Annotated in this window: 21 protein-coding genes and 1 pseudogene; 3 read left to right on the forward strand and 19 right to left on the reverse strand. The window is 57.5% G+C overall.

Annotated elements, in window-relative coordinates; genetic code table 11:
* Positions 1-299: 299 nt before the first annotated feature.
* Positions 300-917, forward strand: a complete 618-nt coding sequence (locus tag K8U03_25855; GenBank protein MCE9608326.1) for a hypothetical protein — start codon at positions 300-302, stop codon at positions 915-917.
* 498 nt (positions 918-1,415) lie between these two features.
* Here K8U03_25855 and K8U03_25860 read toward each other — a convergent pair whose 3' ends face one another.
* A complete protein-coding gene (locus K8U03_25860) occupies positions 1,416-1,685 on the reverse strand; it encodes a hypothetical protein (protein MCE9608327.1) in 270 nt (89 codons plus the stop codon).
* 541 nt (positions 1,686-2,226) lie between these two features.
* Between K8U03_25860 and K8U03_25865 the strand changes: the two genes are divergently transcribed.
* Entirely contained in the window at positions 2,227-3,000 is a 774-nt protein-coding gene (locus tag K8U03_25865; GenBank protein MCE9608328.1) for a tyrosine-type recombinase/integrase, read from the forward strand.
* Between the two features lie 129 nt (positions 3,001-3,129).
* On the opposite strand, the gene K8U03_25870 is transcribed toward K8U03_25865, so the two are convergent.
* Complete coding sequence (locus K8U03_25870) at positions 3,130-3,486, reverse strand: DUF1801 domain-containing protein (protein MCE9608329.1); 357 nt, start codon at positions 3,484-3,486, stop codon at positions 3,130-3,132.
* A 24-nt stretch (positions 3,487-3,510) separates the two neighbouring features.
* Here K8U03_25870 and K8U03_25875 point away from each other — a divergent pair, with 24 nt between their 5' ends.
* Positions 3,511-3,750, forward strand: a complete 240-nt coding sequence (locus tag K8U03_25875; GenBank protein MCE9608330.1) for a DMT family protein — start codon at positions 3,511-3,513, stop codon at positions 3,748-3,750.
* Here the strand turns inward: K8U03_25875 and K8U03_25880 are convergent.
* The 17 genes and pseudogenes from K8U03_25880 to K8U03_25960 form a co-directional block, all read right to left on the reverse strand.
* Entirely contained in the window at positions 3,696-4,271 is a 576-nt protein-coding gene (locus K8U03_25880; GenBank protein ID MCE9608331.1) for a hypothetical protein, read from the reverse strand. The two genes, K8U03_25875 and K8U03_25880, sit on opposite strands and share 55 nt — an antisense overlap.
* A gap of 115 nt (positions 4,272-4,386) precedes the next feature.
* Positions 4,387-6,270, reverse strand: coding sequence for a SulP family inorganic anion transporter (locus K8U03_25885; GenBank protein MCE9608332.1), 1,884 nt, complete (start codon positions 6,268-6,270; stop codon positions 4,387-4,389).
* A gap of 602 nt (positions 6,271-6,872) precedes the next feature.
* Positions 6,873-8,831: a response regulator gene (locus tag K8U03_25890; protein MCE9608333.1), complete on the reverse strand. Its 1,959-nt coding sequence runs from the start codon at positions 8,829-8,831 to the stop codon at positions 6,873-6,875.
* A gap of 34 nt (positions 8,832-8,865) precedes the next feature.
* Entirely contained in the window at positions 8,866-9,456 is a 591-nt protein-coding gene (locus K8U03_25895) for a hypothetical protein (protein ID MCE9608334.1), read from the reverse strand.
* A gap of 87 nt (positions 9,457-9,543) precedes the next feature.
* Positions 9,544-10,209 (reverse strand): CBS domain-containing protein, encoded by a 666-nt coding sequence (locus tag K8U03_25900; GenBank protein ID MCE9608335.1) that lies wholly within the window; start codon positions 10,207-10,209, stop codon positions 9,544-9,546.
* Positions 10,210-10,515: 306 nt separating this feature from the next.
* Entirely contained in the window at positions 10,516-12,786 is a 2,271-nt protein-coding gene (locus K8U03_25905; protein ID MCE9608336.1) for a chemotaxis protein CheA, read from the reverse strand.
* Positions 12,787-12,792: 6 nt separating this feature from the next.
* Positions 12,793-13,278: a response regulator gene (locus K8U03_25910; protein MCE9608337.1), complete on the reverse strand. Its 486-nt coding sequence runs from the start codon at positions 13,276-13,278 to the stop codon at positions 12,793-12,795.
* Positions 13,279-13,343: 65 nt separating this feature from the next.
* A complete protein-coding gene (locus K8U03_25915; GenBank protein MCE9608338.1) occupies positions 13,344-13,802 on the reverse strand; it encodes a response regulator in 459 nt (152 codons plus the stop codon).
* 60 nt (positions 13,803-13,862) lie between these two features.
* Entirely contained in the window at positions 13,863-14,336 is a 474-nt protein-coding gene (locus K8U03_25920; protein ID MCE9608339.1) for a chemotaxis protein CheX, read from the reverse strand.
* Between the two features lie 14 nt (positions 14,337-14,350).
* Positions 14,351-14,719 carry a response regulator gene (locus K8U03_25925; GenBank protein ID MCE9608340.1) on the reverse strand — a complete coding sequence of 123 codons (369 nt, stop codon included), beginning with the start codon at positions 14,717-14,719 and terminating at the stop codon, positions 14,351-14,353.
* An 8-nt stretch (positions 14,720-14,727) separates the two neighbouring features.
* Entirely contained in the window at positions 14,728-15,858 is a 1,131-nt protein-coding gene (locus K8U03_25930; protein MCE9608341.1) for a chemotaxis response regulator protein-glutamate methylesterase, read from the reverse strand.
* 57 nt (positions 15,859-15,915) lie between these two features.
* On the reverse strand, positions 15,916-16,293 hold the full coding sequence (locus K8U03_25935; GenBank protein ID MCE9608342.1) for a response regulator: 378 nt from the start codon (positions 16,291-16,293) through the stop codon (positions 15,916-15,918).
* A 51-nt stretch (positions 16,294-16,344) separates the two neighbouring features.
* A complete protein-coding gene (locus tag K8U03_25940) occupies positions 16,345-16,878 on the reverse strand; it encodes a chemotaxis protein CheD (GenBank protein MCE9608343.1) in 534 nt (177 codons plus the stop codon).
* 43 nt (positions 16,879-16,921) lie between these two features.
* Positions 16,922-17,530, reverse strand: coding sequence for a chemotaxis protein CheC (locus tag K8U03_25945; protein ID MCE9608344.1), 609 nt, complete (start codon positions 17,528-17,530; stop codon positions 16,922-16,924).
* 41 nt (positions 17,531-17,571) lie between these two features.
* The gene (locus K8U03_25950; protein ID MCE9608345.1) at positions 17,572-20,442 is read right to left on the reverse strand and encodes a chemotaxis protein CheA; all 2,871 of its coding nucleotides are present in this window, start codon (positions 20,440-20,442) and stop codon (positions 17,572-17,574) included.
* A gap of 40 nt (positions 20,443-20,482) precedes the next feature.
* Positions 20,483-21,334, reverse strand: coding sequence for a protein-glutamate O-methyltransferase CheR (locus K8U03_25955; GenBank protein MCE9608346.1), 852 nt, complete (start codon positions 21,332-21,334; stop codon positions 20,483-20,485).
* A 56-nt stretch (positions 21,335-21,390) separates the two neighbouring features.
* Positions 21,391-21,840, reverse strand: a pseudogene (locus tag K8U03_25960) (chemotaxis protein).
* Positions 21,841-21,978: the final 138 nt, after the last annotated feature.

The following is a 21,978-nucleotide window of genomic DNA, read 5'->3' on the forward strand; positions in this document are numbered from 1 at the left end:
GCGAGTAAGACTTTCAATCGAGCTGCGTATTCTTCTGCGATCGATCGAACCCAAACGCTTCTATTTGAAAGGGGACCACCATGTTTGCCGCCTTATTCAACCTCGCTACCTACCATGCCCTGCAGCTGAACGTCGCTCCCCGCACACGGCGATGGCACACGAACGGAGTCGGCACGTCGTCGATTCCGCCGACTGCGACCGTCGTTTCTGGCAGCGCTTCTTCGCGATCTGGGAGCATCGTACTAGTCCCCTGTCACGCTATGAACCACAAGCAAACACGGACGGAAAGGAACTTCGCCATGAAGACCGCATTCACGATGTTCATGAATGTTCTTAACTTGCTCGTCGTCTCGCCGTTGCTGCCCATTGCGGCCTTGATGTGGTGCTGTCGACTTCACGAGATCTATCGGACACGACGCTGGATGCCGTCTTTATCTCACGTTTTTTGTTCTTCTATTTACTTCCGCCGTTTTTTTAAGGAGTGTGCCATGTTCCCCACGATCCGATCTCTGATTTGTACGTTGCTATTGAGCGGTACCGGAGCGGTTGCACAAGGTGCCGACACGCTTGACGGTATTTGGACTGAGTACTCAATCGGGGCACTCGGCAAAGTCGTTCCCGTCTTCCCCTCTAACACTTCCATCGAGATCCATGGAAAATCGTTTGCACTTCGATATAACGGCAAAGTCAAAGCAAGAGCTGAGATCGAAGTCAATCGAGAGGCCCGTCCGCACGCCACTATGGACATCCGATTTACCAGCAGTAATTATGCCGATGCCAGTAGGCAAGCGATCTATTATTTAAAAGGCGACAAACTGATGATATGCGAGCACCGAAGTGAAGGGGATATTCGCCCGACGAATTTCGAAACAGATTCCGGGGAAACCGTTGTTCGTGCTTACAAGAGAAATCAATGAGGCGGAATCCGATCTCGAGACAGTTTTAAGGGGGCGATAAGGATAGAGACGACAGGCGCCCGCGCAACGCCCTAGGGGTCTTGCGGCCGCGGGAGTGCGGCAACTTAAGTACGATTGCTTTTGAGTCGCCGTGCGTCACTTAGGTTGGTCTCTCGATCGAGTGTTATTCGTAGTGCGATCCTCGCGACCTCTCTACGCCACGGCTTAGTGACTCGCAATCCGGTATAGGAAGGCCCCACGGGACGTCACCGAGCGGGCCTTCTTTTTTGCCGTCGATGCCCCGTGGGGGTACCCACTGCAGAGGTCGGATATGGAGCGTCCGGTGCAAAAATGAGATCGCGCCGAAATCTCGGCGCGAAGTGAAGCCGAACACAGGCGGAGTCGCGAGTTGGAGATGAGTCAACCGGCATGCTCAGCGATGAAGTCATGGTATTCGCCGCCGCAACGCGCACTTCGTCGGTTGAAAACGAGCCTGATCGGTTGCGATTCGGCGTGTCGCTAAGCGGCGATTCGCTCGTAATGCTTGAGCAATCCGCCGAGCCGTTTGCGGCAACGGACGTTACGAAGCGGGAATGTCGTCTCGTCGAGAGCGGTGAGTTTCTTCGTTCCCTGCGGCCGAACGAGAAGTTCGTTTTCACACCCTTGATGCGGCCGCTGGTCGCCGCCGATCTGCACGGCACCGCCGAGATCGATTACCTTGCCGGGCCAATTCCCGCTGCGTCGAACCGGCGATGACCAACAGCAGCGAGCGAGACAGCGACATGGCAAGCAACCGCGCAAGATGTTGAAGCAATGGAAGATGCCTTCATTTTTACACCCCAACCGCCCGGTTGATAGCAGCCCCATCCCAATGCGCTAGCCCCGCTACGAATAGTTCAATTGGTGTCCTGTCGCCCCGACTGCGGAAATCCTAGTGTTTCAGTGATTTGAAAAGGTGCGGTTCCTTCGTCGGTCAGAGATTCGGTCAGACTTGAGATTCGCAAAACCGTTTTGCGTCCTCGGTCGTACTGCTCTCGACCATAAGGAATCGCACCATGAGACAACCGCAAATTCACGAGCGCAAACGCGCTCACGGTGGAAGCACCTTCTACGCCCAAATCGGCGATAAGCAGGTCGGCCTCGGAGCCGACCGCAAGCTAGCAAGAAACGGTTCGTCGATCTGCTCACCGATCGAAAGCCGAAAGACGGGTCGAAGAACCCGCTCGTTATCGATCTGCTCGATGCCTTCATCGCATGGTGTCGCCGGAACGTCGAAGCTCCGACCCTCGCTTGGTACTCGCCGCACATCAAGCGGTTCAGGGCCTACATCGTGCCTGCCTTGCGGGTCAAAGACCTCAAGAAGGGCATGGTGAAGGAATGGCTCGATGAGGACTATGCCGAGCGCTCTGCGAACAAGCGCACGGCCGCCGTGCGGTCAATAATGCGGTCCTTCCATTGGGCTCTGGATGACGAACGCGTTGATTCGATCCCCATCGGCCGCATCAAAACGGAACGGCCGGCGCACCGTGAGCTTGTGCTCGACAAGGCCGCATGGGGCAAGCTCCTAGCATTGCTCGAAAACAAGCACGGCAAGAACTACGACGACTTCCGCGACTACCTAACCGTCATCTGGGAGACCGGATGTCGGCCGCAGGAAATCCGACTTGTCGAAGCGAAATACTTTGAGCGTGAAAATCGTCGCTGGGTGTTTCCGAAAGAGAAGTCGAAAGGCAAGAAAATGCAGCGCGTCGTCTACCTAAATGACGAAGCGTTCGCGATCTGTGAGCGACATGCGGCTTTGCATCCGACCGGACAAATGTTCCGGCAACAGAGCGGCACGCCGTGGGATCGAAACGCCGTGCGATGCAAGTTTCGGCGGCTTAAGATTCAAATGGGCCTGAAGGAACTCTGTGCCTACACCCTTCGCCATAGCTGGGCGACACGTATGCTCGTCGCCGGCGTCGACTCTCATGTCGTTGCGAAGCTCATGGGGCATCGGCACCCGATACATCGGCAAACGACATTTCAGGTCGATGACCCTGCAACCGAGCGGGTTGCGGTCGGGATCGCGAGAGCGAGCTTTCGGCAGCTTCGTTGGCGCTGAGTCTCTTTGCGAGCTGCAGTTAGCCCACTTTGATCTTCATCCAGGCGATCGGCGCCGATTCGCCGAATACCTCCGCGGCGAGCACGTCGTTCGCAAGGGCTTCCTCAACATTCGGATAAGTATCATTTGCTAATCGGAGCCGGTATGCGGCACAACCCGGTTAGTCAGAGCTATCAATTCCTTGAACAACTTCGGCTCGTCCCGCTTGAATCGAAAGCACGATTTACCATGTAAGCATTTGCGAAGCTCCGGCGAAAGTGAGTCGCGAATTTCGGAAGAGGAATCCGCGTTATTCAAGTAGAAGCTAATCGAAACCTTGTTGATGCTGACACCCGCGAAAAAGGTCGGCTTGTTCATCCGCTCAGACTTCTTCGAATTGAGAAAATACTCCGTGTCCGTATCTACATCGACGGCGCAGCGTTTCTCATACTTTTTTAAGATGGACTTGAGCTTCGCGAAAACAGCCGTGAAGTCATCAGGTGGCATGTCCGGTCCTTCGATGAAATCGACATGATGGTGCTATCCAACCGCGTCGGCGATCTGCATATGAACCTCGGTCAGCTCAAGATCCTACAAGAAGTCGACACACCTTGCATATTCGTTCGCCTTTCGCTGCTCGACATGAAAAGTCATCTGAGTTGGAACTTCGCCTGGGCCGAGCTCCGCAGGTGCGGCGCGGTGTACTTCGTGTGTCGCTACTTTCCGTCGCCGGAAATCTGCTTATTCGCTGCGCACGATAAAAGCGTTTGACGCAGCACATCGCTATCCTTAGCCGTGAGGTGATCGTTGTCGACGGAAAGGTCGACCTTCGAACCGTACTTCCGAAAGTGGAAGGTGAAACCGTCCATGTTCCAGCTGCGGAGCTCGTTCCATGGGACGTTGAAGCCGAAGTAAAACGGTGAGAGCCGAATCCCCTTGCTATCCACTCGGAGCCGGCCGAGTAGATTGCGGATGCCGAGGTGAGCGAGTGCCAACCCCAGTACGATGCAGATGACCGAGACCGTGACGATCGGTAATCGCAATAGAGGCGTCTGCGATACTTCGGAGAGCAGAAACGCCGCCGCGCCGAGAAAGACGGCCGCCGATGCGAGGAACTTCAAGCCTGACGAAGAACATCGGCTCGCAAAGAAGAACGTCGTCGAGACGGCGGGAATTCGGGTCGTGAAGGATGAGCCCTTCGTGACGCCGGCCGGATTGCCCAGCTCCGAGCGTACTACGGTCATGGAGATCGAACGCCCCTTCTTCGGTGAATTCAATGTGGAAGTCGGCATGTTGAGAGTTTCCTATGGCGGATTGTGTTGTATTGGATCGTGGTCTTCACTCAAGCCCCGGTCGCAAGCAACGCCGGGCGTTCTCGTTTGGAGGCCCGGCGCAGCGAGCTCGGCGCTAAGCCGAGGTCTGGAGGAGGTTGTTGTCTGCGATCCGCACGCACGAGTCGTGGTGTGAGAGGGCGACCATCCGTTCGAGCCCGACGATTTCGACCGGCACGCCCGAGTGCTTCGACTCTCGGACGGCATGCATCAGCGTGTCGCACGACGAGTGGTCGATGATCGCCACGCGCTCGTCGATGTGCACATGCACCTTCGTCGCCTCTTCCGGGATCGATTCCAACTCCTTGCTAAGTTGCATCGTGTTGAAGCAGACGAGCGGCTTCGTCACGTGTAGGTGATACTCGCCGTCGATCAGCGCCTTGTGGCTGATCGGGTTCTGAAAAAAGCCGATCACACTTTCCGACATCGATACCGTTTCGCTCATATGCACGACGATGTCTTGCGCATCCGTCGGCAGATTACTGAGTTCCCGCTCGAGCTTATGAGCGTTGAACCAAGCGATCGGTCGGTCGACGTACAGATGCAGCGTGCCGTCGACCATTTCGCGACGACCGACCGGATGGGCGAACAGATCCATGAAGATCGACGTGCGAGCTCCACGTGGGAACGTCAATACGGCCTTGCGGCAGAGATAGGCGTCGAGGAAGAACTTCGCGACGACCCCGGTCACGATGCCGATCAGCAAGTCCGTCGCCAGCGTGGCGACGATCGTGAACATGAAGATGCCTAGTTGCTCCTTGCCGATGTGGGCCACATGACGCCACACGAGCGGCTCGCACATCCTCCAGCCGGTGTAAATCAGCACCGCCGCCAAGACGCAAAGCGGAATCATGTTGATCAGCTGATAGCCGACCAGGAGATAAAGAATCAGACAAACCGCGTTCGTGAAATTGGCCCACAAGGTTCGTCCGCCGGCCGCGACGTTGACCTTGCTCTTCACTCCGCCGGGGATGATCGTCAGGCCGCCGACCAGACTCGACGCGATGTTCGAGATCGCCATGGCGAGCAATACCCGATTCGGCGACGATCGACGGTGAAACGGATCGATCCGGTCGATCGCCATCGCTGTGGCCAGCGACTCCACGCCGTCGATCAGCGTGAGCATGATCACCCCCATGATCGCCGCATACCAAAGATCATGCCGCGCGAAGAGCTCGGCGAAATGAGGCGTGTGGATCCCGTGGAACGGGTTCTCCGGAATCTTGATCAGAAACTTCCCGTCGTTCAAAGCGCCGAGGCCGAGCCCTTGCGCGAGCAACACGCCGAACACCACGGCGATGAGCTGCGGCGGCATGATCTGCAGAAAGCGAACCTTCTTCTGCAGCGCGCCCATGATGAATAGCGAAGCGAGAGTCGCGAATGCCACGGCGAACACCGCCGGCGTCATTCCCTGAGCGATCTCCGGGAAATGGAGCAGGTACTCGTAAAACTCCTTCGCGTGCACCGAGCCCGTAAAGCCGAAGAACGGAATGAACTGCTTCACGATGATGATCACGCCGATCGAGGCGAGCATCCCCTCGACCACCGCTACCGGAATCATCGCCGCGTAGCGGGCCAACTTAAACACGGCCATCAGCAACTGACAGCAGCCCACCATGAAGATCACGACGAGCAAGAACGGATAGCCTTCGCCGACGTGCGTGGCATCTCCCGCGCCACCCAGCGAAACCATCACGGCGATGATCGCCGGCGCTAGGCCGGCCGCAGGGCCGGCGATGGTCATGTACGCGCCGCCGATGAACGGAAAGATAAAGCCGGCGATGATCGCCGAAATGAGTCCGTAGATCGGTGGCACACCCGAGGCGATAGCGATGCCCGACGACAAGGGCAACGAAACGAGCGAGACGACGATTCCGGATAGGATATCGTGTCGAATGTGTTTCAAACCGGCGATGCCGTTTTGCGGCTTCTCGTTTAACGCGAGACTGGCGTCGGACATGGGTTCGCCTTACGGGTGTGAGATGAGCGTGGCGAATAAGCCCGAAAGCGAACGACATGCCGTCGACACGGTCAAACTGCCGCCCTGCATTTCTTCGGCGAATCGCAAAAAGAATGACAATGCGATGAAAAGAGGCTGTTCGAGATATGAGTAGTCAAAGCGATCAGATCTCTTCAAGCGTGGTTTACCACGAGCGACCTGCGGCAGAACAACGCTGCAGCAAGCGCAGATCTCAAGCATTTGCACTTGACATAAAAATCATCTTGCCATGACACGTGGCTAGAATCTTTCCATTGGCTCACGAACACTTTCGATCTGGAAAGAATTCGGAAAAAATGGAAAGAAATTAGCCACGGACCTTCGTCGAAGGGCCCGATCCACGTCTCGGCCTGGTAGCAGAACGCGGCGATCGCTTCCGCGGCGCGAAGGTCAGACGGTTCGGTGGCAATGAGCTCGTGCATATCAAGAGCTCAGTCTCGATGACGAAGCGGAGCTCAACGATTTTACGAGGCAGGGTTGGGAACGCTCTCGCGCTCAGGGCATGCTTTAGCGATAGTTGCATCCGCCCAGAATAAGTTCACGGCGATCCCGTCGCGCGGCGTTTAGACAACGCTCATGTCGTTCGTAAAGGATGGTGAAGGTTCACCTGAGGACTTCGTGGTCGGCGGCGACGGACTTCGCGCAGTTGTTTGCAACGTGGCCAAAACCTGGATGAGTTGCCGGCGATCGATAGGTTTCGTGAGATAGTCGTCGCAGCCGGCTTCGATGCATTGCCGTTTGTCTCCGGCCATCGCATGCGCCGTGACGGCGATGATCCGACCACGGTACTGATGCTGTCTGAGCGACTTGGTCGCTTCGTATCCGTCCATTAGCGGCATCTGCATATCCATCAATACGGCGTCGAATGGTCGACCAGCTCGATCCGCGGCCTCGGCGAACGCGACCGCTTCGATCCCGTTCTCGGCCAACACCGTTTCGGCTCCGGCTCGTTTCAAGTAGTGGAAGATCAGTCGTTGGTTGTCTAAACCGTCTTCGGCCACGAGCAGCTTCATTTCGACAAGAGATTGCTCCCAGTTCGTCGATCCGATCTCCTTCTTGGCAACAATTTCCTCGACGCTGCCGACGTCGGCAACAGGAGAAACCGATTCGATTTCGATCGGCAAACAAAGACGAAAACAAGTTCCGACATCCGGCTCCGAATAAACGATTGAGACGTCGCCGCCGAGCAACGCCGCAAGGCGTCGACTGATGATCAGACCGAGACCCGTTCCGCCGAATCGACGTGATGTCGACGCATCGGCCTGAACGAACGGCTCGAAGATCCGGCTTTGAGCGTCGACCGTCATTCCGATTCCCGTATCGATCACGTCGATTTCCATGGTCGACGTCGGGGTCGATGCGAAGCGAGCGACGACAGTCACACTGCCGCGCTCTGTGAACTTAATCGCATTTCCCAGCAGGTTCGTGATGATCTGTCGGATCCTGGTCGGGTCGCCGACGACGGACGCGGGGACGACTCCCTCCGAACGAACGCAGAGCTCGATCCCCATTTCGTCGGCGCGAACTTGCATCAAATGTTCGACTTCCCGAAGAATCGCGGCAGGAGCGTACGGCAGCCTTTCGACCGACAACTTCCCGGACTCGATTCGAGAGAGATCAAGAATGTCGTTGAGCAAAGCGAGCAAATGATTTCCGTTCCGCTGAATCGTCTCGATCGCGTCGACTCGAGAAAGCGGTGCTTTGGAAATGTCTCCTAGCTCGTAAAGCAAGTCGGTATATCCGAGAATTGCCGTCATCGGAGTTCGAATCTCATGGCTCATGTTCGCCAGAAACTCGCTCTTCGCGATGTTTGCCGCTTGCGCTCGATCTCGAGACTGGCGGAGGTGACGCTCGCTTTCTTGAAGTTCCGATGTTCGCTTCTCCACGACGGCTTCCATTCTCAGCGCTGAGGAATTCGCTTCGGCCTCACGACATGCGATCTCCGTCATTTCGGCCAAGCTTCGGCGACAAGCATAGATCAAGAAGAAGTCTTCATAGAGCACCCATCCGATGTGTTCCAGCCAGCGCCATGAATCCGTAGAAGCTATACCGAAGACGCTCGTCGGCCAGTAGATGCCGCGCACCGCGTGATCTAAGCCCGTAACGATGGTTGCCGTCACCAAGACTCGCCAGTCGCGGTAGAAGGCAAGGCACGCCAAAGAGCCGAAAATAGGAAAGTGCGATTCGATGCGGCCGCCGGTCAAGTGAATGAATAAGGCGCATATCAGCGATTGGCCGATCGCGACCGCATGCCGCGACTCGCTAGATCCCGGATACCGGCGACTCAGCCACAGCGGCGGGACGACGACCATCGCTCCGAGGAAAACCGCGATCCACACATGAGGATGAATCGATTGCTGCGTGCCCGACCACGTAGTCGGCGACGTGCGGAGCGCAATCACGATGAGCACGACCCACTCCAGCGTCAGGAGGAGTCCGAACATCCGATCCGTGGTTTGCCAGTTCCGAAGTGAATGCTGTCGTAGCAGTCGCTGTGCTTCGGGCGAAAGTGAGTGACTCATAGAAGAACCTCGCCGTCGATGAAGATGCGGTGCGTCATGGCGATTTGCGTTCGACCAGCGGGCAGCCGTACACTGGAGTGCTCACCAGTGGGAAGTCTGATCCTGCGATCGCTTCGGACAGCAATCGCTCGAACGCATTGCTTTGCTCGCCGCCTCGTTCGGACGTGATGCCGCCGCGAAATCGCAGTCGGCCGGCAGCGTCGTAAAATGCCAAAAATCCCGACGTTTTCGCGCCGAATCGAGTTGCCTCGACGGCGTCAAAGTCTGTCAGTGTTCCTTCCCGAGACAGGGATCGAGCGCGACGCCAATTGTCTGAGTCTGTTTCCACGACGGTGTTATCGTTCAAGTCGGAAAAGAGGAAATAGCAGGTCGGTCGATTTGTTCGATCGGCAATTATTCGCTCGATCTTTCTCATGCCCTTCTGCGAACAGGGACAAAAAGGATGAAGGAATACGACGAGCGTTCCGTAGCGCTCATCCAACTTCAGTCGCGAATCGATGGGCCAAAGTGGAAGCGTGTCCCCTGCGCGGCCGGGATCATGGTCGTAGTCGATCCACAGCTGAAAGACGACGGCGACACTTGAGAGCCAAGCAAGGCCGAAAACGATTTTTATCGGAAAGGGCATGACGATCTTTTAGCCACGAAATAGAAATACTTTGAATTGGTTCGTTCGATGCGGCAACGACCGGTCCTCAGTGCGAACTCGTATACGCTATGACTCGGAGTAGGTTGCGCTCGCCGGTCGGTTTCCGGCTCCCAGATCACGCACCATCTGTTCGACGGCCAACATCGCGCATTGCAATGTCATGACGACGTCGGTCGTCGTGATGATGCCGACCAATCGACCGGCGTCGACGACCGGGAGACTGGAGATGTGCCCATATAACAAAACCGTAATTGCCTGATTCACGAGCATATCCGAAGAAACAGTCGTCGGGCACTCCGCCATCAAGTCGGAGGCAACGAGTTTGAGCGATACGCGACGAAGATCTCGATCGCTGACGACGCCGACGAGCTCGTTGTCGTCGTTGCAGACTAGGATATGTCGAATCTTGTACTCGATTGTCATCGCTCGGAGTTCCGCGATGGTCGTCAAAGGACATGCCGTTCGGACGACGGTCGTCATGAGATCACCGACCGTCAAGTCGCTCGGCAGTAGCTTGTGATTGTCGTTCACAAGCGTGCCGAGAATTCTTAACCGCTTTTGTGCTAAGCGGTTCCTCGATGCCTCGTCGTATGGATCCGACTCGGGCTCCATCAAGTCCCCTCTACGTCGGCCGAACTTCGGCCTTGCGTTGCGCACGCGCCGATCGACGAAGCAGATTGCGATCCCCATCAGCGCGATGCAGCCGGCGACGACTTCATGTGGCAGCGGCAAGAATCTCTCGATCCCGGTTCGTTCTTCGGCTGCGGCTGAACCAGCGGATCGCATTTCACTATTGCTCGTCTCCACGGACTGACCGCCGTCATCGGGCGATTTGATTTCGACGCGGTAAGGAACCAGCAATAAAGCGATGCCGGCGAGAGTCACCGCCAAGATACATGCAGCGGCAAACCGTCCCGTTCCGTTGGTGGTGGAGCGCCGATTTCGGCGAACGAGTGAAATGATGTTTTTGCTCATGGCGATGTTATTTAAGAAGTAATTAAGGCGATGTAGCGAAAAAGCGCGCTCAGTCTATTCCGACTAGGCAAGGCCGCATTCGTTCGGCGATGAACCAAGTGTCAACTCGTTGATGATCTCGGGGACGCTCAGCACGAGAGCGAGATGGCCGCCGCCGAGTTGAGCCACACCTGCCACGGCAGGCGAGCCCGTCACGACGTCGTTCAGTCCGTTAACGACGACTTTACGTGTGCCGAGAACTTGATCGACTAATACGCAAAGCTGCCCGTAGTGCGTACCGACGACGATGGCCGACATCGGCCTCTCAGCGACCGACCGATTCGTCGCGCCGTTAAGGAGAGTCGACAGTCGGCGCGCGTCGTAGACCGTGCCGCGAATCGTCGCGACCTCGGCGCCATGGAGCGGAGCGAGTTGATCCGGCCGCAATTGAGTGATTTCGCGAATGAATTCGAATGGAATGACAAATTCCTCTCCTTCGTTTCGAACCATCAGGCCGTCGATCACGAGCACCGCCTCGCGCAGCGGCACCTCTAGGCGAAACGTCGTTCCGACATTGATTTGGGAACTGACGTACACTTCGCCTCGATGCTTGCGGACAGCATTGCGGACGACATCGAGTCCGACGCCGCGCCCTGAGACCTCCGAAAGTTTCTCCGCCGTCGAAAAGCCGGGATGAAAGATGAGCTGGACCGCTTCTTCGTCCGACATGGCATCGAGTTCCGAATCGCTTAGCAATCGCTTTTCGCGTGCCTTGGTCTTCAGCTTCTTCGGATCGATGCCGCGTCCATCGTCGGTGATGAGAATCCGCACATGGGTTCGCGTGACTTCAGCCTTGAGAGTGAGTTTGCCGCAACGCGACGCGCCTCGATTCTCACGACTTTCCGGATCGTCGATTCCGTGATCGACGGCGTTGCGAAGGATGTGCGTCAACGGCGCATCGAGATCCTCCAGCAAGACCTTGTCAATCTCGAGCTCTTCGCCGAGAAGCTGAACATCGACCTCCTTCCCCAACTGTCGGCCCAAGTTGCGAGCCATGCCGGGATACTTAGCGAAGAGGTTGACGACTGGCACGCGGCGCAGCGAGAACAGGCCCTTCTGAAGCGCGTGAGCTTGTTCGGAGAAGTTGCGGATGATCCCGCGCAGCTCTTCCACCATCGGTTTCAGTTGTCGCGACTCGGCCATTCGACTTTGAACATCTTTGAACATTTCGCCGGTGATGAACAACCTCGCGACGAGGTTCAGAAACTCGTCGAGCCGTTCTTCCTTAACGCGAACCAGTCGACCGGAATTCTCTTTTTCACGCTGTGCCGGTGGAGCTACAGCTGCCGTTGCCGCGCTATAATGGCTTACGACTATATTGCTGGTCTCGTTGGTCGACTTCGCATTGTCCGTGACGGCCAAAGCGTCGCTCGGACGGTCGGTTGTCAACTTCGCAAGCTCGGGCCACAGCTCGTCCCAAACCACCGCGAGTAGGGTCGAATCGAGTGGGATCGGACTCGCGGTGATTGTTTCGAAAGTCCGCGCCGTCGTTTCCAAAGCGGTCGCAAAGCTCTCGCGACCGACCGCACGTGACTTAACCGCCATCGCTTTGGCAGCGACGACGAAGTTATGACCGGTCTCGGGAAGATACTTACCTTCGTCGAAGGCGAGAAAGAGATGCAGAATATCGTCGAGGTCGTCGAGTTTCTCGGTGAGGCTACCGCTGGCTTCCAAAGCCGCGAATTGAGCCGGAGTCCATGCTTCGGCGGCGACGCCTGCGCTGCTCCCAGCTCCGGCGTTCACTTGTTCGTAGAGCTCAAGGTGCAGGTCGTCGAGCATCGTGTCGGCGACTGCTTCCAGCCAGTCGGATGGGGTTGCCAGCCCGGCGACGTTTAGACCGGCTAGTCCGCGTAGGATTCGGGCGAGGTCGTTGCGGGTGCCGAGTCTAGCGTCTCTCGGAGCCGCATGCGTTTCGATCTCGTCGAGAATTCTCTGTGCCTCGGCCGACGTCTCTTCGGCAACCACGCCGCCGACAGCCGTCGTAACCATCTCTTCGAGCAAGTCGAAGGCCGAAGTGAATGCGCGCTCAAGCTCCTCACTGATCGGTTGCAACTTCGCACGAATCTCGTCAAGCGTATTCTCGACAGTGTGCGCAAAGGTCTTGATCGCGATCAGACCGAAGAAACCGGCGTTTCCTTTGAGGGAATGAATCCCTCGGAAAACGGCGTTGATCGGCTCCGGAGCGGGCGCAGCACGATAGGCGGCAAGATGCTGCGCAAGCGACCGCAATGAGGTGAGCGCTTCATCGGCGAAGTCTTGTAGCAATTCGATTTGATCTTGAGACGCGACGTTCATTGGTATTTAGCGTTTGGCGGTAGTGAGAAGAGAAGCCCGATCTTCTTCGATTAGCGAGACGTGTTCCTGGCGTCGCAGGTCGGAAAGTTGTTTAAGTGTGTCCCACCAGCGGTGGATGTTGTGCGTCACTTCTCGAATGCACTCGAGTAAGGCATCGGCATCGACCAGCGGCTTGAAGAGGCAGGCGTGTGCGCCTCGCCGCATCGTTCTCAAAGCACTGCTAAGCGACACGAGGCCGGTCAACATGATCACCGCCGTCCCGCCGTCGGCTTGCTTAATCTGCTGCAAGAGCTCGATGCCGTCGAGGCCCGGCATATCGATATCGAGCACGACGACTCGATAGTTGCCGTTCAACACGGTGTCGATCGCTTGGCGCGGATCGTTCAGTTGCGTGACTTCGATTCCGTGTGAGCCGAGCATCTTGGCAACGAGACGGGTCGTCGCGGGATCATCATCGATATGGAGTACACGGAGCGGTTCGTCTCGATTCATTTCGATCACCTTAGTTCGGGAATCATGTAGTGCGAGTCGTCGGGGCTCGGTCTAACGGCCAGGCCTCAGTAGTCTTCCAACTGAAGCAAGGGCCGTCCTTGATGAAACGTGCCCGCCAAGGCCGCCCGCCAGCGTGCGAGACGGCGCTGCGACTGTTCGACCAAGTCGATCAAGAGTTCCTTCGCAAACGGCTTGAGTAGATAATCCGAGGCACCCAATTCGGCGGCATCGACGAGACTATCGGCCGTCGAGGTGGCAGTCATGATGAGCACTTGAGCCCCGTTGGAGCGGCGTTTCGCGATACGAATCAATTCAAGGCCGTCGACGTTGGGCATTCGGAGGTCAGTGATCAAGACGTCGACCAAATGATCGTTCAAATATTCGGCGGCCTTGTCCGATTCCGTAAATGCGGCGATCTCCGCGGTCGTACCTAGGGCCTTTTCGAGGATCATCGAATAGAGGCGGGCTTGTGCCGGGTCGTCGTCGACGAGCGCGATACGAAGTTTGGAAATAACGGTCTTCATGCGGTGAATTCCTTATTCGGAGGACAAAAGACGAACGTTTTCGATTCTTAAGCGGAGAAACTAGGAGTCAACCAAACTGACTTCGAGACAGAACGCTCCGGCGTCGCTTTCGAAAGGAATGCCGATCGGATGAATCCCGGTCGGGAACACGACGGTGTGGTTCTTGCCGACGACGACGGTCGGTAGACCTATGCTCAGGTTCAGGCTTTCCAGCTTCGCTTTCGCGCCGCCGACGATCATGTTCGTGAGCTCCCCTACCGCATCGACGACGTTACCATCGATCGTCGTCATCTTCTCTCCGAGGAGAATCTCCGTGGCGGTTATCGCGACGGTCTTGCTCATACCCAGCAACACGGAGCCTTTCGCGACTCCGGAGAGTCCGATCACACCCGTGATCTCCAGCGAGGGTTGAAAGCCGTCTTTGACGTAAAGCGTCCCGCGCCGAACATCCAAGCTCAGCATCGTCTTGAATACGGTCGTAACCGATTCGACGAAGGGGTTGATGTATTCGGTCTTGATCGGGTGATACTGCATGACTTCGCTTTCTTTTAAACAAGAGAGGCATCGATGAACTTGCCGAGCTTCGCCTGCAACGTCGCTGCGTCGAAGGGCTTGACGACGTATTCCGACACACCGGCCTGGATCGCATCCATCACCCGCTTCTTCTCGGTTTCCGTCGTGATCAACACGACGGGGATCGTCGAGCCCGAAGCGCGGATCTCCTTGAGCACTTCGATACCCGTCTTGCCCGGCATGTTCCAATCGGTCAGCACGAGGTCGAACGACTGCTCCGAAAAGTGCTTGACGGCCTCGTTGCCGTCACCGGCTTCGACGATCTCGGTCACGCCGAGCGCCGACAAGCCGCGAATGATGATCTTGCGCATCACGCCGGAATCGTCGGCGACCAATACTTTCATGCCCATGACTAGAAACCCTTTTTTAGAGGAAGTGCTTGAGTAGTGACCGCGGCGGGATTCGTTCCGACGCAGCGGCGACGCGCCTGTACGGCGATCGCCTCGGGAAGATTTTGGAGCGCCGTTTGGACATCCACGTGCCCTTCGACGAAGGCAACCTTGTTCATGCCGTAGACATCCGAAGATCCTTCGTCTTGGCCGAGGACATAGCCGCCGACCGCTCGAATGAGTCCGCAACCGTCGGCGCCGTCGCGTCCCATTCCGGTCATAATGACGCCGACGCAAGCCTTACCGAACGTCTGTGCTGCGCTGCGCATCATCACGTCGACCGACGGCTTATGACCGCTCACGGGATCGCCGTCGGAGATCACCACTTCGACCCGTCCGCCGGTTCGTCGGAGTGAAAGATGCTTGCCGCCGGGTGCGACGAGCGCCTCGTTCGGTCGCAAGATGTCGCCTTGCGACGCTTCTCTGACGCGAATCGAGGATAAGCTGTTCAGGCGATTCGCGAACGGAGAGGTAAACATCTGCGGCATGTGTTGCACGATGACGATCGGCGGCAACGGAGGCACGAGAGCGCCGAACAACTGAGCCAATGCCGGCGGACCTCCGGTCGAGATCCCGATCGCAATGCAGCCCGTGTAGCGGTCGGCTCGTTCGTTTGTCGTGGTCGTCGCGACACTCCGAACGGCCGTGCGAAGCTGCTTCGTTCTGCGAAGTTGCAAGACACGGCGCACGTCGGCCCCGCACATGTTGCGAATCTTCTGCGGCAGTTCCTCGCCGAACACTCGCTTCATATCCGCTAAGCCGTCGGGCTTAGCCACGTAATCCATGGCCCCGCGATCAAGCGCTTGCAACGTGACGTCGGCCGCTCGTTGCGTCAAGGCGCTGACGACGATCACCGGCGTCGGACGACAGGTCAGCAACCGATCGAGCGTCTCGAGTCCGTCCATCCTGGGCATCTGCAGGTCGAGAGTCACGACATCCGGCCGCAGAGCCTCAAGCGAAGCGAGGGCTTCGATCCCATCCGCACATGACCCCACGACGATGAGATCGGGGTGCGCAGCCAGCCCGTCGCCGATGAGCTCGCGGATCACTCGAGAGTCGTCGACGACCATGACTCGAATTTGTTTTCTGCTCATATAACGCTCCTCGATTCACAGTTCGATGCCGGCACGGAATTGATGATGTGGTTGTGTTCAATTCACCGATGCCTGCTTTGCCAAAGCTTGCAAGGCCGCTTTGAGACGAGTCTTTTCGAACGGCTTGACGATGAAATCGGCCGCCCCGCATGAAATCGCTTCCTTAAGAATCTTCGTTTGGTCGATGGCGCTGACAAGCAGCACCTGAGCCGTCGGATCGAAGGCGCGAATTCCTTTCAGACCGTGTAGACCGTCGAACTCGGGCATGACCATGTCGAGCGTGACCGCCGTCGGACGCAGCTCACGATAGCGGTCGATCGCCTCTTGACCGTTCGTCGCTTCAGCCACGACGCGCCATCCAGACTCCACTGCGACGTCTTTAATCAGCTCGCGGATGATCATGGAGTCGTCGGTAACAAGTAATGTGTTTTCCATTGAGACACTTTTCGAGAGTAGTGTGTGATTGCGAAGCCTTGGGCGTCCGACTTAGATCGTGATCGGCACCGAGCCGAGAACTTCGACGAGCAAGGATCCGGTACGGCATTGAAACGTGACGCGACGACCGTGAGTGCCGCCGACGTGCTCGCTCAGCAGACGAATTCTGAGTGCCGCGAGTCGTTCGACGACGGCATCGACGTTCTGTTTTCCGATCTGAAACGGTCCTTTCGATTCGAACATGCTTGCCCCGCCGGTCAGCTTGGCCGTGAGCCTGGACGGATCGATGCCGTGGGCCCGCAGCTTGGCTACCATCGCGTCGAGGGCCGTGTCGGCGAACTTACCGGCACTTCCGGTGCGATTGTCGGACGACGGCAACACGATGTGGGCCATCGCCGCGTAGCGCAGGTTGGGATCGTAAAGCGTGAGGCCGACGCAGGAACCTAAGACCGCCGTACCGACGCCGTCGGGCGAAAGGAGTGCGATCTGGCCCATACCGACGGAGGCGGCGGCGACGGCTTCTTCGCGCGCCGTACCCGGCGAGCGTGCGGCGGCCGGTTTCGGTGTGATCGTGGTCGTAGGCATGGAATGTCTCGGAACTCAATGAGCCGCGGTCGGCGGAAGGGGGTTATGCGTTCGGCGCCGTGATGGACTTCCGAAGTACTTCCATCAAGTCCGGGGAAGGTACGAAGATCACGTTCCAATCGACCCCATGGTTCAGATGACGAAAGCATGTGCGAGCCAGCAATACGTAGTCGGACTCGATCGCCTGCGCCATCACGGCTTGCTCGAGGATGCCGACGAGGTAGTCGCGAAGCATTTGCGGCGGCGACGGGAACAAGCTCAATCCGGTGATGTTCGTCAGCGCGCTGAGATACGCGGAGCCGAGTATGTTGCCGGTTTCCATCAGCGCGGAACGTTCGATCTCACCCCACTCGGCGAATGGCCGCGGCGCTCGGTTCAGGAGCATGCCGGCCAGGTCGGCAGCTCCGTCGTCGTCGACCGTCAGTAGGAATTGGCCGCCGACGTCTCCACGAACATCGAGAGCGACGACGGTCGCGATCTCTTGACTACCATGGATCGCCTCGCCGAGTTCGACGAGCGGAAGCTCTCGGATTTCGTCGAGAGACAAGGTGACGCGCCCCTGCGTCCAGATCGACATGGCACGTGAAGCGGCCTCGATAGCGGGTCCGAATACCCGTTCCCATTCGATGCGAACGGCGGCTTGTTGCGGCATGGAGTTCATCTTCTGTTCTTTCGAAAAGGTTCGTGGAGTTCTCAGGATGCGACGGCGGGAGTAACCGTCGAGATTGTGGATGTCGGCGGCAGCGGCAACGATTCGTGAGACGACCCACAGGCCATCTCCAACAGCGCGGCGACGTCGAGGATCAACGACACGCGACCATCGCCGAGAATACTCGCGCCGGCGATTCCGTTGACGTTCTGGAAATTTTCCGTGAGCGACTTAATGACGACGTCTTGCTCGCCGAGCAGATCGTCGACGATGATGCCGAGCTCGCGTCCTTCGCTACCGCAAATGACGATCGTCACGTTCGACGACTCGCGATTCGCCTCGATTTGAGGCACACATTCGCCGAATAGGTCGTTCAGTCGGACAAGCGAGATCACGCGTCCACGAACTCGCGCCATCGGGCTGCCGTAGACGGTCGTAAGATCGGCCGATGCAATTCGCACGATCTCGATCACCGATTCCACCGGCACCGCGAACACATCCCGATCGATGACCATCAGGAGGCTCGGTAGAATCGCCATCGTGAGCGGGAGCTTGATCTCGAAAGTCGTTCCATGGCCCGGCTCCGAGGAGAGCTCGACCGAGCCGCTGAGCTGTTCGATTTTCGACCAGACGATATCCATACCCATGCCGCGACCGGACACTTCGGTCACGCGCTCGGCCGTACTGAATCCGGGCCGCCAGATCAGTTGATAAACCTGTGCGTCCGAGAGCTTTTCCGCCTCGGCTTCGTTCATCCAGCCTTTAGCGACCGCCTTGGCACGGATGCGACCGGCGTCGAGTCCGCGACCATCGTCGGAGACTTTAATGATGATGCGGTTGCCGCGATGAAATGCATTAAGCGAGATCGCCCCTTGCCGTGGCTTACCGGCAGCGACCCGTGCTTCGGGACTTTCGATGCCATGATCCGCCGAGTTGCGAATCAAATGGATCAGCGGATCGCCGAGCTCGTCGATCATCCGTTTGTCGAGTTCGGTGTGTTCACCACGAATCTCAAGCTGAATATCCTTTTCGCCGGCGCGACTGAGGTCACGCACGACGCGTTTGAATCGGGAGAATAGTGGACCGATCGGAACCATCCGAGTGTCCATGACCGATTTTTGAATCCCGTCGGAGACTCGATCGAGTTGGTGGACCGCCTCGGCAAGATCGGTCAGCAAGCTGCGAACTTCGGCAACACGTCCCATATCTCGTTGGACAACGCCGAGGTCTTCTCGAATTTGCTTCGCACCGATAGCGAGCGAATCGAGCTTCGCCGAGCGTTCGCCTCGACAATCATCGACTTCGTTTACCAGCCGATCGACTTGCTTCACGGCTTCGGCAAGCGACGCGGATGCCGACTTGTCGGAGAAGATGCGTTTCAGCTTCAAGCCGATCTGACTGAAGCGGGCCTTCGTGATGACGAGTTGCCCGGCGAGGCTCATGAGTTGGTCGAGTCGCTCGATATCGACTCGCAGCGTCTCGGTCGGCTTCGTCTTGGAATCGGTCGCTACAACCGCCGTCGGCGACGATGCTGCAGGAATGTCTTCGGCAATCGCATCCGCGACTTCGTCGATGCTTGCTTTGATGGCGAACGCTTGTTGCGTGGTCTCCGTAGTCGCGACCGGATGCTTAAGCCCGGTATCGGTCACGACGTTCGACGCAAGCGGCGTCAGTTCGACATTTGTCACTCCCGAGATACGCATGTCGGCATCCAATCGCTCGAGACCGCTCGCCGTCGCGATTCCGAACACGAGATCCGTGAAGTCGGCTACGGTATCGAACTCGTCTTCCGCTGGGGAGCAGAAGAAGACGTCGCCGACACGATGCAGCTTTTCCAACAACACACGAGCCTTCAGTTCGACGAGCGCGAGGCCCGGCTCGAAGTGAACCGATCCCACATATCCGGAACTATTGCGAGGTAAATGAGCCGCCGCCGATTGGAGCCGCCGTCGGATGCTTTCCCCGACATTCAGGCGATCGGCCGTAGATGGAGAGGGTGATTCGGCATCGATCGAAATCGCCAAGGCCGACATTTTCCGACAGGCTTCTCCGAGACCATCGGCGGTTGGCGAGCCTGAGCGGAGATGATTGATATAGCCGCGAATCGAATCGACCGAGACGAGTAAGGCATCGATCAATTCGTTCGACGGCGATGCGTCGCGACGACGGAGATCCTGAAGCTGATCCTCCATGAAATGGGCCAAGCGAGCGACACGGCGCAAGCCGATCGACGCGGCCGACCCTTTGATCCGATGACAACAGACCAACAACGATTCGACCCCGGTCGCGTCGGGCTCCTGAAGCAAGACGTCAGAGATGGTATCGAGCGTGAGATCGGCTTCGTCGATGAAGATGCCGAGATACTTGGCCGGAACATCGGGATCGTCTTGAAGATCACCGAGAGGATCTTCGGACTTGAAGATCTGTGACGATCCCGCGACCGGTGTGAGTTGCGCGTCCGTTTTTGTGCCGGTGGCCGGCAGTTCGACCGTTTTACTTTGTAAGACTTGTTCGATCCGATCGAAAACCTCGCGACATTCGACTTCATCGCCGCCAGAACCTTTGAGCAGCTCGATCATGGCGTCGAGGCGATCGATGGCTTGAAACGAAACGTCGACGACCGAACTGGAGACGTCCAGGCGGCCGCAGCGCACGGCATCGAAGACGTTTTCGATCTTATGAGTCAGCGAGTTGATGTCCTGCATCCCCATCATTCCGGACAAACCTTTAAGGCTATGCGCGGCGCGGAAGATGTCGTTCAGCAACTCTTGGTCGGTCGCGATCGGCGAAGCGTTGGATTTCACGGCGAGATCGAGTTGAAGCAGGCCGTCGTTCAGACGACGCATCAGCTCGGCGGACTCATCGAGGAAGTCCCCCATCAAACCGTCGGTGAGTTGCTCAGGTGAATCGTTCATTAGTGACCGCTTGGGTAGGACCTCAAAGAGTTCGATACTGCTAAACCTTCGAGGGAGCGCGATGCAGCCAGCCTTGCGACGACCGGAAGTCCTTCAGAAATTCGGACGCGCCATCGGCAGGACCGGTGATGATCGTGCCGTCGGGTCGCAACAGACGGCGAATGTTGTTCAAGACTTGTTTCTTCGATGCGTTGTCGAAGTAGATCATCACATTCTTCAAGACAATCAGATCGAACGGCGGCTCGCGCAGCACTTCAAGCAGATTGTGAACTTCGAAGCGGAGCATGTCGCGCAGGATCGGTTTCACCGTGAAATCTTTGGTCTGCGGGACGGGAGCGAAAAACCGCTTGCGGTATGTGTCCGGGACGAGATGCATCGCTCGTTCGCCGAACGTGAGCGTGCGGGCCTTCTCAACCGCACCGGCACCAATATCGGTGCCGAGAATCTCGACCTTCCAGGCGTTGAGAGGTGAAAGTCGATCGGCGATGCAGGAGGCGATCGTCGTCGCTTCGTCGCCAGTGCTACACGCGGCGGACCATACCCGAATCTTCGGCGGATGACTCCCTGCTCGGCAAGCGGCCGTGATCTCGGGGACGAACGTGTCGCGAAGCCAGTCCCAATGCTGTTGATCGCGAAACAGATACGTTTCGTGAGTCGTCACCTCTTGGAGAAAGTTCTCCCACTCGGGATGACTCGCCGGAGACTTTACGAGAAACTCGTAGTACTTGTCGTAGCAATCGAGACCGGTTTGCTTGAGTCGACGACGAAGTCGGTTCGACAGCAGCGTGATCTTTTGCGGCGAGATCGAAACTCCGATGCGCTGATAGATCAGCTTAGCGAAGAGGTCGAGTTGCCGCGGGGTCACGTCGGCGCCGATGGTATGGGTTGGCATGATGTCCCTCCCCGGGCCGCCGTGTTGCGGCGGCCCGGGACGTTAAGCGGTTAGCGTTACTTGGAAACCTTGAACCGCGAGACGAGTTCTCGCAGCGACGAAGCTTGAGCACCGAGTTCTTCGCTGCTGGAAGCCATCTCTTCGCTTCCGGCGGCGGCCTGCTCGGTGACGTGCGAGATTTGCTGGATCGCCTTCGACACTTCGACGGCGCTGGTAGCTTGCTCGATGGCTGCGGCTGCGATCTCGGTGATTTTCTTGGCCGTCGCTTGAGCACTGCCGATGATGCGACTGAGAGCTTCACCCGTTTGGGCGCTAAGGGTTGCACCTTCGCTGACCCGCTGCGTCGATTCCTTAATCAGAGTCGAGATTTCCTTAGCTGCTTCGCTCGATCGTTCGGCCAATTTACGCACTTCGTCAGCGACGACGGCGAACCCGAGACCATGTTCTCCAGCGCGAGCGGCTTCGATCGCGGCATTCAATGCGAGCAGGTTGGTTTGACTTGCGATTGACCTGCCCCCCTTAAACGAGTCCGGTCGTCAGTCGTAGACTGACGACCATCACTTGAAAAAGGGAGGGGATCATGGGCACGAAGCGTTTGCAGGTCGAGCAGATCATTCAGAAGTTACGGGAAGCGGAATTGGAGA

This window comes from Planctomycetia bacterium, from assembly GCA_021413845.1.
Lineage (GTDB): Bacteria > Planctomycetota > Planctomycetia > Pirellulales > PNKZ01 > PNKZ01.

Coding starts and splice junctions, on each gene's coding strand:
- K8U03_25855 (MCE9608326.1), top strand. CDS start 300: ATGAAGACCGCATTCACGATGTTCATGAATGTTCTTAACTTGCTCGTC.
- K8U03_25870 (MCE9608329.1), bottom strand. CDS start 3,486: ATGCCACCTGATGACTTCACGGCTGTTTTCGCGAAGCTCAAGTCCATC.
- K8U03_25875 (MCE9608330.1), top strand. CDS start 3,511: ATGATGGTGCTATCCAACCGCGTCGGCGATCTGCATATGAACCTCGGT.
- K8U03_25880 (MCE9608331.1), bottom strand. CDS start 4,271: ATGCCGACTTCCACATTGAATTCACCGAAGAAGGGGCGTTCGATCTCC.
- K8U03_25885 (MCE9608332.1), bottom strand. CDS start 6,270: ATGTCCGACGCCAGTCTCGCGTTAAACGAGAAGCCGCAAAACGGCATC.
- K8U03_25890 (MCE9608333.1), bottom strand. CDS start 8,831: ATGAGTCACTCACTTTCGCCCGAAGCACAGCGACTGCTACGACAGCAT.
- K8U03_25895 (MCE9608334.1), bottom strand. CDS start 9,456: ATGCCCTTTCCGATAAAAATCGTTTTCGGCCTTGCTTGGCTCTCAAGT.
- K8U03_25905 (MCE9608336.1), bottom strand. CDS start 12,786: ATGAACGTCGCGTCTCAAGATCAAATCGAATTGCTACAAGACTTCGCC.
- K8U03_25910 (MCE9608337.1), bottom strand. CDS start 13,278: ATGAATCGAGACGAACCGCTCCGTGTACTCCATATCGATGATGATCCC.
- K8U03_25915 (MCE9608338.1), bottom strand. CDS start 13,802: ATGAAGACCGTTATTTCCAAACTTCGTATCGCGCTCGTCGACGACGAC.
- K8U03_25920 (MCE9608339.1), bottom strand. CDS start 14,336: ATGCAGTATCACCCGATCAAGACCGAATACATCAACCCCTTCGTCGAA.
- K8U03_25925 (MCE9608340.1), bottom strand. CDS start 14,719: ATGAAAGTATTGGTCGCCGACGATTCCGGCGTGATGCGCAAGATCATC.
- K8U03_25930 (MCE9608341.1), bottom strand. CDS start 15,858: ATGAGCAGAAAACAAATTCGAGTCATGGTCGTCGACGACTCTCGAGTG.
- K8U03_25935 (MCE9608342.1), bottom strand. CDS start 16,293: ATGGAAAACACATTACTTGTTACCGACGACTCCATGATCATCCGCGAG.
- K8U03_25940 (MCE9608343.1), bottom strand. CDS start 16,878: ATGCCTACGACCACGATCACACCGAAACCGGCCGCCGCACGCTCGCCG.
- K8U03_25945 (MCE9608344.1), bottom strand. CDS start 17,530: ATGCCGCAACAAGCCGCCGTTCGCATCGAATGGGAACGGGTATTCGGA.
- K8U03_25950 (MCE9608345.1), bottom strand. CDS start 20,442: ATGAACGATTCACCTGAGCAACTCACCGACGGTTTGATGGGGGACTTC.
- K8U03_25955 (MCE9608346.1), bottom strand. CDS start 21,334: ATGCCAACCCATACCATCGGCGCCGACGTGACCCCGCGGCAACTCGAC.